This is a genomic window from Photobacterium arenosum (genome assembly GCF_014841115.1).
Taxonomy (GTDB): domain Bacteria; phylum Pseudomonadota; class Gammaproteobacteria; order Enterobacterales; family Vibrionaceae; genus Photobacterium; species Photobacterium arenosum.
On sequence record NZ_JACYTP010000010.1, the window covers coordinates 179,945 to 192,712 of the forward strand.

Annotated in this window: 14 protein-coding genes; 3 read left to right on the top strand and 11 right to left on the bottom strand. The window is 45.9% G+C overall.

Annotated elements, in window-relative coordinates; translation table 11 throughout:
* Positions 1-27: 27 nt before the first annotated feature.
* The 4 genes from IFO68_RS15740 to IFO68_RS15755 form a co-directional block, all read right to left on the bottom strand.
* Positions 28-1,218, bottom strand: coding sequence for an MFS transporter (locus tag IFO68_RS15740; protein ID WP_192016783.1), 1,191 nt, complete (start codon positions 1,216-1,218; stop codon positions 28-30).
* A gap of 584 nt (positions 1,219-1,802) precedes the next feature.
* The gene (locus IFO68_RS15745) at positions 1,803-3,323 is read right to left on the bottom strand and encodes a tripartite tricarboxylate transporter permease (RefSeq protein WP_192016784.1); all 1,521 of its coding nucleotides are present in this window, start codon (positions 3,321-3,323) and stop codon (positions 1,803-1,805) included.
* A 9-nt stretch (positions 3,324-3,332) separates the two neighbouring features.
* Entirely contained in the window at positions 3,333-3,803 is a 471-nt protein-coding gene (locus tag IFO68_RS15750) for a tripartite tricarboxylate transporter TctB family protein (protein WP_192016785.1), read from the bottom strand.
* A gap of 61 nt (positions 3,804-3,864) precedes the next feature.
* Positions 3,865-4,860 (bottom strand): Bug family tripartite tricarboxylate transporter substrate binding protein, encoded by a 996-nt coding sequence (locus tag IFO68_RS15755; RefSeq protein WP_192016786.1) that lies wholly within the window; start codon positions 4,858-4,860, stop codon positions 3,865-3,867.
* Positions 4,861-4,993: 133 nt separating this feature from the next.
* On the opposite strand from IFO68_RS15755, the gene IFO68_RS15760 reads away from it, so the two are divergent.
* Both IFO68_RS15760 and IFO68_RS15765 read left to right on the top strand, forming a co-directional pair.
* The gene (locus IFO68_RS15760) at positions 4,994-5,665 is read left to right on the top strand and encodes a response regulator transcription factor (protein ID WP_192016787.1); all 672 of its coding nucleotides are present in this window, start codon (positions 4,994-4,996) and stop codon (positions 5,663-5,665) included.
* Positions 5,658-7,061 (top strand): ATP-binding protein, encoded by a 1,404-nt coding sequence (locus IFO68_RS15765; RefSeq protein WP_192016788.1) that lies wholly within the window; start codon positions 5,658-5,660, stop codon positions 7,059-7,061. The genes IFO68_RS15760 and IFO68_RS15765 overlap by 8 nt, the downstream gene beginning before the upstream one ends.
* Before the next feature lie 124 nt (positions 7,062-7,185).
* Here the strand turns inward: IFO68_RS15765 and IFO68_RS15770 are convergent, their stop codons facing one another.
* The 7 genes from IFO68_RS15770 to IFO68_RS15800 all read right to left on the bottom strand — a co-directional run bounded on the left by IFO68_RS15770 (position 7,186) and on the right by IFO68_RS15800 (position 12,195).
* Positions 7,186-7,602, bottom strand: a complete 417-nt coding sequence (locus tag IFO68_RS15770) for a putative signal transducing protein (protein ID WP_192016789.1) — start codon at positions 7,600-7,602, stop codon at positions 7,186-7,188.
* Positions 7,603-7,664: 62 nt separating this feature from the next.
* On the bottom strand, positions 7,665-8,018 hold the full coding sequence (locus tag IFO68_RS15775; protein WP_192016790.1) for a DUF1428 domain-containing protein: 354 nt from the start codon (positions 8,016-8,018) through the stop codon (positions 7,665-7,667).
* Between the two features lie 16 nt (positions 8,019-8,034).
* A complete protein-coding gene (locus tag IFO68_RS15780) occupies positions 8,035-8,433 on the bottom strand; it encodes a YciI family protein (RefSeq protein ID WP_192016810.1) in 399 nt (132 codons plus the stop codon).
* 34 nt (positions 8,434-8,467) lie between these two features.
* Positions 8,468-9,319 carry a YciI family protein gene (locus IFO68_RS15785; RefSeq protein ID WP_192016791.1) on the bottom strand — a complete coding sequence of 284 codons (852 nt, stop codon included), beginning with the start codon at positions 9,317-9,319 and terminating at the stop codon, positions 8,468-8,470.
* A 131-nt stretch (positions 9,320-9,450) separates the two neighbouring features.
* Positions 9,451-10,728 (bottom strand): RNA polymerase sigma factor, encoded by a 1,278-nt coding sequence (locus tag IFO68_RS15790; RefSeq protein WP_192016792.1) that lies wholly within the window; start codon positions 10,726-10,728, stop codon positions 9,451-9,453.
* 61 nt (positions 10,729-10,789) lie between these two features.
* Complete coding sequence (locus IFO68_RS15795; RefSeq protein WP_192016793.1) at positions 10,790-11,482, bottom strand: aspartate/glutamate racemase family protein; 693 nt, start codon at positions 11,480-11,482, stop codon at positions 10,790-10,792.
* A 140-nt stretch (positions 11,483-11,622) separates the two neighbouring features.
* On the bottom strand, positions 11,623-12,195 hold the full coding sequence (locus IFO68_RS15800; protein ID WP_192016794.1) for an acyloxyacyl hydrolase: 573 nt from the start codon (positions 12,193-12,195) through the stop codon (positions 11,623-11,625).
* A 171-nt stretch (positions 12,196-12,366) separates the two neighbouring features.
* Between IFO68_RS15800 and IFO68_RS15805 the strand changes: the two genes are divergently transcribed.
* Positions 12,367-12,768 (top strand): transposase (locus IFO68_RS15805; RefSeq protein ID WP_473741669.1); only part of this gene is annotated, 402 nt, incomplete at its 3' end.

Consider the following 12,768-nt stretch of genomic DNA (forward strand, 5'->3'; position numbering starts at 1 on the left):
TAATGAAATTCCCTTTCGGGCAAAAAATTACCGTCTGTCAGCCAGGTATAAAATGGTCAACCCTAACAAACCAACAGCCGATGAAATAAATATTGTCATGCCGATATCAAAGAAATAATTACCCAAGAAGTAGACAACAGATGAGACCGAAGACGATACAAAGAATGAGATCGACAGCAACGAACTGCCAACACCCGGCCTTCCTTCAGCCAGCGATTGCAAAAATCCGATAGGGATACTGATCAGACATGCCGCACCCAACGCTATCAAAGGAATTAACAGATAAACATGAACGACATTCTGCGTCACAGACAACAGCATGGTAGATAATGAAAATATTACCGCACCCATGATTATCACACTGGATGTTTTCTTTTTCTGAGCTGTCTTAGACCAATAAAAAATAAAGAAAACCTCAAACACAGCAATACCAGCTTCAAATATCCCGATATCGGAATACTCCCCCTTCACCTGATTGACAATAATAAAAGGCACAGTCGCATCTAAGGTAAACAGCATGTTGGTAACAAGCGATACGCTTATCAGTTTAATTATATTCGAAGCATGGAATACTTTAGAGATAGGTTCGGAAGACAACATGGATTTATGGCTTTCATTGACAAAGCTTTCTTTAAAGTACAAGGTGAAGATCAGGCAGCACATAATGCCAGAGAACAACCAGATAAATATAAGCTGTTCTTTTTGAAGCGCTAACATGCCAATCATACCAAGAGTTAACACATACCCCATTGAGTAGGTTGAGCGCAATGCCGCATTCTCATTGTGCGCATTATCAGCACCATCCACATTGCGCTTCGCCGCGGCATACCCAAAAATCAATGAGTTAAGCACACAAAATACTGGCAATAGTAAGCAATTAGCTAAAAAGTACGTATACTCGTTCGGCCAGACATAAAGCGCAACATTTCCAAACACACCACAAATACTGCAAATAATAATATACTTTACAAAACTACCTTCTTTATCTGATCGCATACCAAAGTAAATACTAAAGAAGGTAATGACTACTCCAGACAGTAGAATCACTAAACTGTAGTAAATCTCCTGCAGGCCAATAACATCGACACCGAAAATATTCTTATACGGATTCACAGCAGCATTTGCGCTGGCAAACAATAAAATGGCAAATACCTGTTTATTCATAAACAGAGAAACAGGCGAATCCGAACGACCGAACGATTTTAAAATATTGAACATATAAAGCCTTGTGTCGCACGCTCTGATAAGAGCATGGTCAATTAAGGTGTGACTCTGAAATCCTGACAATTAATCGATAAGTCAGTTGGCGGGAGATTAAACACAAGAATATGTTTTTTATATCATCAAAAGAACTTCTCTCGAGTCACTTAATACTATTTAAAGAAACAAGCAGCACTCAACATTTGAAAGCGTGATCAAGAGTAGACACAAAAAAAGCAATAAATAAAATATAACTCTTTAACTGATTTACCTCAACAACAAACCCTCCAAAAAACCATCAATGGAAGTGACAATAATCTGCTCACCAGAAAGATATGGCTACTTTATACCAAGAACAATAACACTGTTCGATCAGCCCATTAAAGATAGAGTTATCAGTAAATTCATTTGCAAACAAGCGCCATTAACCATGTGCTTTTTCACAAAGAAAAAAAACAGGACAGACAGGTATAGGAAGGAGGAATATCAGAAGGGAAATCAGGACAGACACAATGAAGCCACCGTCAGCACATTGTGCTGACTTGTCCAAGCAAGACACCTTCCCGAAATGAAGGTGTCTTGCTTAATTAGACAAATCAAGCCTATGAAATTTGCTCGTTTGATGGCTGACTCGCTCTGCGGGTCAGTAGTCCAGTAAGTTTGGAGCCAAACAATGACAACATCAGTAAGCTGATGATCAGCAGTGTTATAGGCCTCTCAAACACATAACTTAGCTCACCACCGCTAATCTGATAAGTGTGCAGTAAATTACTTTCAGCCATTCCACCCAGCAAGATCCCAATCACTGCAGCCGGAACAGAGTAATTCAATCGGCTAAATACCCAGCCAACGATGGAGAATACCAACACAGTGATTGGGCCGGAGATATTTCCCGTCAAACCAAAGGAACCAAATACAGCCATTGAGAGCACCGATGGAATAAGAATATTCATTGGCACTTTAACTATGTTGGCAAGTAGAGGAATGAACATCAGTCCCAAAGCGACCAATAGCAACACTTGGCCGAAATTAGCAATAATAATGGCATATACAATATCGGTTTCTTCACGGATAAACTGAGGACCACCAGTAATATTGTGCATCGCGAAAGCCGCAAGCATAACTGCTGTTGCTCCTCCCCCAGGAATACCTAATGCCAAGAGTGTTGCCATCGAGCCAGCTTCAGACGTTGAATTCGCAGATTCCGCTGCGACCACACCTTTTGGATTACCTTGCCCGTAGCTTTCCGGATCCTTATCATGACGTTTGGTTTCTACATAAGAGAGTAGATTTGAGACCGAAGAGCCAACCCCCGGCACTGCTCCGACAAATACGCCAATCAAGCTACCACGTAGCATGACTTTAGGATGCCTGAATGCGTGCTTGAAACCACTTAAGATTTGACGAATACTCACCTTGCGCGCCGATTCATCCGCTATCAGGTATTGGGTATTGACTAACTTAAAGAGTTCAGATGCTGCGAACATTCCCATCATGGCAGGTATTACAGGGACGCCATCAAGCAGATATTCATTACCTAATGTGCCGCGTGCTACCCCGACTTCACTAAAGCCAATGGTACCTATAAGCAGGCCAACCATACCGGACAACAAGCCCTTCAGAATAAAATCACCTTTTAAGCTGGCAATCAGCGTCATTCCCCACAAGATGACGAAAAACATTTCTGAAGGTCCAAGTTTGAGTACCATCCCGGAGATGGGTTCTATCAACATAAATAGAATAAGGTAACCAAATAGCACTCCAAAACATGATGCACCTAAAGCGACTCCCAGTGCCTTGTTATGCTCTCCTTTTCTAGCCATCGGATAACCATCAAATGCTGTCGCAATGGCTGATGAGGTACCGGGAATGTTCATGAGGATAGCGGGGATACCACTGCCAAATGAGCCACCCGTGAATATAGCCGTGAGGAAAAGCATGGCTTCCAGGAAACTCATATACAGTGTTGCAGGTAAAAAGATGGCCATCGCCATCGAAATCTGTAGCCCCGGAATGGCACCAAATATGAGGCCAATAATAATACCCGGAAAAACATACAGCCACGGGCCAACGGACGTAAATAATAATTCACTACCCGCTGAAATAGCAGAAAAATCAAGCATCTCGTTCTCCTAGTAGTCAGTGTGTAGCAAGGTCATTGGCATAGGATATGGCAACATTTGAGCGAAAAATGTTGACATCAGTAACCCGAAAACAACGCTATAGCCAATAATCCATACAAGGCGGCGTTCTTTTTGAATCAACAAAAAGCAGCCAACAAACAGCGTCGTTGCAATATCAAACCCTATCGTTTCCAGCGACAGAACATAAACGGCAAAGAGACCTATGATAGGCAGTACCGATTTCAAATCGTCATGACTATTACTTCCGGGTTCCGGCTTGCATTGTTTTTTATTATCAAGCCGTTGGCGTGTAAGTTCCAGAATGCAAAGTATCAAGGAAATTAACGTAATAGGCGTAATTAGAATTAGATTTTCCGCCGTTGAAGATGCTTGGTAAGCATCCCATGAGTACCAGCATACAAACAGAGCCAATACGATGACTACAACGAAGTCGGCAGAGCGTTGACTTAACAATCTCACATAGCCTCCAGTGAAAAAGACTGGTTAGCTTGGCACTAACCAGTAGATGATGTTAAATAGATTAATCGAGTAAATACTTGTAGGTTTTAAAGGTTTCGTAGTTCTCAACCATCATACTTGTCGAACGTTCTGGACCAACCCAGACTCCACCGATGTCGTTTGACTTCAATAACGTTTGAACATCTTTTCGTGCCAGCGTGCTTTCGAATGCTTGTGCTAACTGTTTGTAGCGCTCTGGATATTTGTTCTTGAACTCATTTGTGACGGCAAAGCCACGCATCGATCCGGTCAATACTGGCACCTCAATTCCAAGCGGTTTCAGAGCTTCATTTACTGTCGGCGCATCCCAACGGTCACTTGGCTTATCACGAACAACAGCAACCGGGCGCAAGAACTCGCGAATACCTTCACTGCCTTGAGCACTAATAACGATAAAGTCTACCTGGCCACCAGCCACAGCAGAGCGCGCTTGACCACCACTATTGAAGGTCACAAGGTTGAGGTTTTCTTGAGGAATGCCGTTTTTCTCCAGTAACAATTTGGCCATCAGGTGTCCTCCAGAGCCTTGTACTACAGCAGCTTTCACTGATTTGGGGTTCTCTTTGATTGCTGTAAGTAAGCTGGATAGATCCTGATACGGCGTATCTTTGTTTACCGCAATAAGCTCGAAATCAAACCACTGAAAGTTCATATATGAAAAGTCATTAATTGTGTAGCTCGCGTTACCTTTCAGAATTGTGTTGGGTAGATAGGGAGAAAAAGTCGACGCGAAAACGGTGTAGCCATCATCTGGACGATTCAACACATAGTTTGCAGCAAGCTGAGTGCCGGCACCTTTCTTGTTGATCACTTTAACCGGTTGGCCTAACTCTTCGGCGAGAAAGCTGGACATGGTACGTGCCATGCGATCGGCACTCCCACCAACACCAAAACCCACGACAAAGTTCACGGGTTTCTTTGGATAATTGTCAGCAAGTGCGATTTGCGGAAGTAAAATAGAGAGTGTTAGCCCTGTCACAGCTGAAAGCTTTAGGATTACCTTGTTGAGAGTATTCATTTTACCCTTCCTTAGAAATAGTTATATTGATGTTAACCTCTTGTTTACATCTGAAACTCTAACCTCACATACTGTCACCAACCTTGCACATGTGGCAGATATGCGCTTTTAAATCAGAAATTTGAAGTAGCTCATGCGGATACTAATCGTTGAAGACAGCGTCGTTATCGCTGAAGGATTACATAATTTACTTGTAGAACAAGGTTTTGTGGTTGATGTTTTTCATTCGGGAGAACAAGCTTCTCATGTAATCCTAACCCAAAAATTTGATCTGCTTTTGCTCGATTTAGGGCTTCCAGACTGTGAAGGGCTGCAAATTTTGCGCAGCTTACGTCAGAAAAAAAGCAACCTTCCTGTACTGATAATCTCCGCTCGTGCAGCTCTTGAAGAGCGAATCTTAGGATTGAATGAAGGCGCGGATGATTATCTTTGTAAGCCCTTTGAACCAGAGGAAGTCGTTGCACGCGTCCATGCACTCCTGCGCCGCGCTTCATCAAGAGTGAGTAACATTATCGAACATGGCGCGTTGACATTTGATGTGATCAATAAGGCTGTGACTTTTTACGGCAATGAAGTTGTACTACATCGCCGTGAAGTATCCGTGCTCGAATGTCTGTTATCGAATGTCGAGCGAGTGGTAAGTAAGCCGAAAATCGTACAACGCATATCCTCTTTTGATGAGGAGTTGAGCGAAACGGCTATTGAGACATACATATCACGACTTAGAAAAAAATTCTCTCCCGACCTGAATATCCGTACCGTTAGAGGACTCGGCTATATGTTGGAGAAGCCATCCCGTGATTAACTTTCATTCTCTGTCACAACGATTGTATCTCGCTATAACCAGCGCGCTTATCATATTTACAGGGCTTATTTTTTTTATAAGTACCTGGGTGTTGAAAGATAAGACAGAACGTCTGTACGACAACATGATGATCGCCGTCAGTAAAAATCTTGATGATAAACTTTATGTAAAAGACGATAAGCTTAAAATCGATATGGATTATTTCTCCATAGATACTTTAAGCGATACACATAGTGAGAAAATTTTTTATCGGATCGTAGCGCCAAACGGAGATCTGTTAGCAGGTTTCGATGGCTTATCGCTGGCAGATAAGAAAGGTTATCCTACCGTGTTTTATCATACCATTTATGCTGGCACAGAACTTCGGGCGGTTCAATATACATCCAAAACACCTCTCGGTGACGCACTCATCGTTGTGGCAGAATCCAATCAGGGCAGACATACCACAATATCCGGGCTCCGGAAACAGATAGCTTTTGCTGCTGTACTGATATGTATCGGGACACTGATTCTCGTGGCCTTTATTGTTCAGAAAGGGCTTCATCCACTGAGCAGGTTACAGAAAGAGATCAGGATGCGGTCAGAGGCCAATCTCGATCCTATTGAAACCGATGTTCCACCAGAGGTCGAAGCTTTAGTCCGATCACTAAATAATTTAATGGCACGACTGCAGCGCAGCATTAAGATCAGTCATAATTTTAATTCCGACCTATCGCATCAGCTACGCACTCCTTTAGCAGAAATGAAAATGCAGCTCGCCATGTATCGCCGCGATTTTCAAATCGAAAAATTGAATGACGTTGACCGTAATATCACATTAATGACCCGGTTGACCGAACAGATGCTGCATTATGTTAAAGCGCAGAATAGCACTGTTTCTAATAAATATTGGTCATGCTTAGATCTCGTCGAGTTTTGTCGAAATTTCTGTGAGAAGTATGCCCCAATGGTATTCAGCCAAGGTCAAGCAATTGCCTTTGAAACAAAGATAGAGTCAGCAGTTTGTCGAATAGACGAGGCTCTATTAGAAAGTGCTTTACTTAACCTTATAGAGAACGCTCTTAAATACGGTAAATCACACCAGGGAGAAGGAGAAATTGTATTAAAGCTGACATCTGGCAATGACAGCCTGTCACTGTCTGTTACCGACCAAGGTAGCGGCGTTTGCGACCAGGACCTTGAGTCTATGCTTGAAAGAAAGGTGCGCCTTGATCGCTCTAAACAAGGCTTTGGTCTTGGTTTAGCCATCGTTAAGCAAGTCGCTGAAATGCATGGTGGGCAGCTAGTAATAACTAACGCCTCACCCAGAGGACTTTGTATCACTTTATCGGGACTGAAGATTAACCAGGCTCCATCAACAAAGCCTTTTGAGTGTCGTTTGGTTCAGGCTGAGTGAAACTATCAGGACAGACACCAGATGCAGCGATTAATTGCTGTTCGCAATGTGCGGCTTGTCACCGGCATAGTATTAATGAATAGGAGAATAAACACTCTTTATAACAAGGCACTCTGCCGCTGGCTCAAAGCTTTTCAGTGAACTCGTCACAAGCTTTGCATCGATAACCATGGCGGTAAAAAAATAAAGGAAAGCCCAGTAAAAGGAAAACGACAAATGCGGGTCGCTTTCCCTTTGTGTACGGCAGTAAATCATGACTACCACAACGCGGACAGGCATCCGCTTCCCCGGTGAAGATATGACTGTCCTCGACAGCTTGAGACTCAACAGCTTGTGAGAAGTCGCAGCTCAAAATATCACGAGCTTGTTCAGCCTGTTGTTTCGCGACCATCAGACGTACGCCACCCATCGCATTGGAATACAGCCACTGCACATTCACTGTATGCTCGTCAGCCAGATGGCTATGGATACCGGCAGCCTCAAGGCTGGCTTTCGCAATATGCGCTTCATGGGGAAACGAAAACCGGGCAACAACAATCATGCGTTTTTCCTTGTGGTTAACCAGACTGAGCGGTGCATGTCAGCACCGCGTTTCTACAGTCTCTAGCAATCTACAATAGTTTCGAACCCGCCATAAATAAGGCGCTTACCATCAAACGGCATGTGGTTCAGATTCTGATCACAAATAGGATCTTTCATAAACAGGGCCATGCCTTCGTCTCGTACCGCTTTTGAAGGCCATTGGATCCATGAAAACACCACTGTCTCGCTGTCTTTACATTTAACTGCCATAGGAAAAGACGTGACTTCGCCATCTGGTATATCATCGCCCCAGGTTTCGACCACACGCTCGGCGCCGTACTTTTTAAAGACCTGTGCGGCTTCTGCGGCATGTTGTCGGTATTCCTCTCGTTTGTCTGTTGGTACAGCGCAAACAAAGCCATCAACATAACTCATGATCTTTCTCCTCTGCCTATGGTGCGTTACGCACCTCGGTGTCTTGATAACTCACGTTATTTTCGCCCTGCAACTCGCGTACCGGACGAATTTCTACGCTGCCGTAGCGTGCAGGCGGGATCTTACTGGCCATCTGAATCGCTTCGTTCAGATCCCTGACATCCAACAGGTAGAAACCTGCCAGCTGTTCTTTGGTTTCAGCAAACGGGCCGTCCGTAATGTCCACCTTGCCATTTCGAACACGTAACGTGGTTGCCGTCTGGACAGACAGCAGCGCCTCGCCTCCGATCATATAGTCACGCGACCGCAGGGATTCACCGCAATCGATACACTCACGGTTGAGCGCATCCCACTCATCTTGCGTCAGCGTTTTCATTACTGATTCGTCGTAGTAGACCAAAGCTACATATTTCATCACCCTGATACTCCTGTCTGATTTCAGAAGCCTGCTACTGCTGGCTGTCGTCGCCTGGTAACATCACCATCCAGCCCATGCCAAACTTATCCGTTACCTGGCCATATAAAGGTGACCAGAAGGTTTTATCCAGCGGCATACGAACCGAACCACCGTCTGCCAGTGCATCAAATACACGACGCGCTTCCGCTTCGGAGTCAATCGTTAATGCCAGATTGAACCCGGTAAACGGCCCCTCGTCACCACAGCCGTCTGAGGCAAAAAGTGTCATGTTTCCGACCGTAAATTCGCAGTGCATCACCTTGTTTTCAAAGCCGGGAGGTAACATACCCTCGGGCACAGGATCCGGGCTTTCATTGAACCGAAATAGCATGACCACACTGGCGCCTAGGTGTTTCTGGTAATATTGCAGCGCCTCATCACAGCAGCCAGAGAAAAACAGATAGCAGTGTGATTGCGCTTGTTGCATCGCAAGTGTTTGCCTTAACTGAGTTTCTTGTGCACGAGCCGATCCGTCGCTGTCGATCTCAGCAAAATCGTCCATTTCATAAAAAGGGCGAATTTCAATGTCGGACGCTTCTTCCATCGGGTTGGGACATTTTTTAACCCATTCAACGGCTTCGTCCATTGAGCTGACGTTCCAGACCCAATAACCGGCCACTAACTCATTGGTTTCGGCAAATGGCCCTTTAGTCACGGTACGCTCACTGCCCTTAAAACGTACGCGAATGCCTTCACTGCTGGGTTTTAAACCGTCGCCCGATGCCATGACACCGGCTTTCACCAGAGTTTCGTTGAACTCGCCCATGGCCAGTAACAATTCCTGGGTTGGCATCTTGCCGGCTTCCGAACTTTCACTGGCTTTCACAATTACCATGACTTTCATTGTGCTTCTCCTGTCTGTGTATTCAGGTTGATTTAAGAGCGGCTTCTTTTTGCTCTCTACACAATAGTCGAGTGAAGCTTTAGCAAATCGACAACCGATGAAAATTTTTTGATCTTTTGACAGGTAACTATTTAAGGTGTTGTCAGCAGTGCCAGCTTTCGTCTGAGAATACGCTGTTCCGGGGCTTGCTGAACCAGGCTCAGAGCGTGCTCAAATGCAGAGATAGCTTCTTGCACCCGACCGGCACGGCTGAGCAATTCGCCATAGGTCGCATAGGTGAGGTGATAGGTTTGGAGGACTTTTTGTTCAAGCAGATTTTCAACGATCTCGATCCCTGCCTGCGGACCATCGCGCATCGCCACGGCGACAGCCCGATTAAGCTCAATGACTGGCGAGGGTGCTACTTGAAGCAGCAGGGAATAAAGTGACACTATCTGGACCCAATCCGTGCTGGCCATATCCGCCGCCTGGGCGTGGACCGCCGCAATCGCGGCCTGTAATGTGTAATAGCCAATATTTCTGGTTTCCAGAGCACTCTGTACTAAGGCAATCCCCTCTTGTATCAGAACGGCATCCCACAACCTGCGATCCTGATCTTCCAGCAATACAATATCGCCTTGCTGATCCGTTCGGGCACCTCGGCGGGATTCATTGAGCAGCATGAGCGCCAGCAGGCCAGACACTTCAGCATCGGGCAGCAAGGATCTCACTAAACGCGCCAAACGAATGGCTTCCGCCGTCAGCTCGGAACGTGTGACACGCTCCCCCGCCGACGCAGAGTAGCCTTCGTTATAGACCAGATAGATGACAGACAACACAGATTCAATTCTATCCGGCAACTCAGTTTTTGAAGGCAGTTGAAAGGGAATGTTCGCTTCGCGGATTTTTGCCTTACCCCGCACAATGCGCTGGGCCATGGTGGATGGCGACGTCAGAAAGGCGCTGGCAATTTCTTCAGTAGTCAAACCACACACTTCCCTCAGCGTCAGCGCCACCTGCACTTTGGCGTCAATGGCCGGATGACAGCAGGTAAAGATCAACCTCAGTTGATCGTCTTCAATCACCTGATCATCGAATTCGAATGGATTTTCAGTGTCAGTACGGATAAAGGATGTGTCATTGAGAGCATCGAACAGCTCTGAGACAATCTCGACTTGCCGTTTTTGCCGGCGCAGATGATCGATGGCTTTGAAGCGTCCGACAGACACCAGCCAGGCGCTGGGGTTATCAGGAATCCCCTCTTTCGGCCACTGAGTTAACGCCGTGCTGAACGCATCGTGCAAAGCCTCTTCTGCGAGATTAAAGTCACCCAGCAAACGAATTAAGCTCGCATACACTTTACGGGCCTCGTTGCGATACAGATTCTCTATATTGCTTTGTACCGCTTGGCTTGTTACAGGTGATTTCATTCGTCTCTCTCGCGCTGTTCGGTTTCCTCTGAGCCGTCTGAAGCTGGCGGTTTGCAGCACTTCACGACATAGCCCACTCCACGGCTTTGGCGGCATGGATGGCCGTCGTGTCGTACAGAGGGATACCAGCATGCTCCTGAGAGATTAACATGCCTATTTCAGTGCACCCCAAAATAACAGCATCAACACCAGCCAGCTCTAATTCATTGACTATACGAATATACTCATGACGAGATGTCGCATTAATATTACCCAGGCAAAGTTCGTTATAAATGATGTCATGAACCAGCTTTCGATCTTTTTCGCTGGGTATGACAACCTCAAGACCGTACTTTTCCGACAAACGATCTTTATAGAAAGATTGCTCCATTGTAAAAGCGGTGCCTAATAGACCCACCTTGCTGATCCCGTCTTTTACGAGCTCTTCACCAGTGGCATCAGCAATATGAAGCAGGGGAATCCTGATGCTCTGCTCTACCTCTGGGGCAACTTTATGCATGGTATTCGTGCAGATCAACACGAAGTCGGCCCCCGCAGATTCTACACTTTTTGCCGCATCAACCAGTATCTCAGCCGCACCTGTCCAGTTGCCACTGTGCTGTAATTTTTCAATAGGAGCAAAATCAACACTATGAAGAAGGATTTTAGCTGAGTGGAGACCACCCAACGTATTTTTTACACCTTGGTTAATTTTCCGATAGTACCCGATCGTACTTTCCCAACTCATTCCGCCTATCAGTCCAATTGTCTTCATGCGCTCTCACCGCTCCCTGAATATAGTCCTGCATATACAAATACGCGGACAGACACAACAAATGAATCACTCAGCCTGTTTAACGTGCCTGTCCTTGTTAGCACCGTATAACATGTCTGTCCCTGTAATCCCGCAAGCAATCAAAACCGATAGCTCAATTCAATCATGTGGAAATCAGCCCCTGTTGTATCAGCTCCATTCACACCAGCATCGGAATAATGAAGAAAACGATAGCCTAACCCCAGATTGTTAAACAGCGGCACACCAACGCCAAAAGTCAGGGCAAATTGGAAAGGCCCGCCATAATCTTGCATTCCAAAGCGATACTTACTGAATAGTGCCCCACCGGCTCCTAAATCCAGCGTAAACCTGCCGTTTTCACTGCCCAGGGTCAATTCGGGGATAGCAGAGACAACAAAAGCATTTCCCCCGGTCGCCTGCAGCATTCCGGCACTCACCATCAAGCGCGTGCCCATTCCCCAACCTGAAGTTGAATAATCCTGCCATGGTAAGCTGAAGTTCGCCGCCACGTCATACGCCTCAAAATCCTCCGGCGCATCATCTCCAAGTAATGTCTGCTCTGAAACACGGGCGCGAATACTAAGACTCTGTAATTTCAGCTCTTCCGGGTAGCTCTGGCTGGGGGAGAAAAGGCAACAAAGGGCGATCAACACCCGTCTGAGCGACATTAAATGGCGGTGAGAACCGATCATAGATCTACCAGGACAGACATCAGTTCTACAAGGACAGACAGGTGAAGAAAAAAACAACTTCATCAATTTCATGAGATTCTGACCCAGATCCCCACTTCGTGATTTGCTCCTTTTTCCGGCCAGCACAGACGTATACTGTATATTCATCCAGCTCAATTATTGTGACTCCCAATGACGACAGCACGCAGCCAACTTATCAGTATAGAAGCTACGCCCTACTACCATTGTGTTTCCCGCTGTGTTCGCCGCTCCTTTCTTTGCGGCTACGATGAACTGACCCAGACCAGCTATGAACACCGTCGGGGATGGGTTGAGAAGCGGTTGAAACGGATTGCCAGTGTCTTTTGTGTGGATGTTTGCGCCTACGCCATTATGAGCAATCACTACCATGTCGTTCTGCATATCAACAAGGAGCAGGCCCACCGCCTCTCGAACCATGAAGTTATAGAACGCTGGCTCACCTTACATCGCGCCCCTGTGCTGATTCAGCGGTTTTTGAAGCACGAGGCCTTATCCGAGGCCGAACAGTCTGCTTGCTTAACCCTCATCAAAACCTGGCGCGAGCGGCTTTGT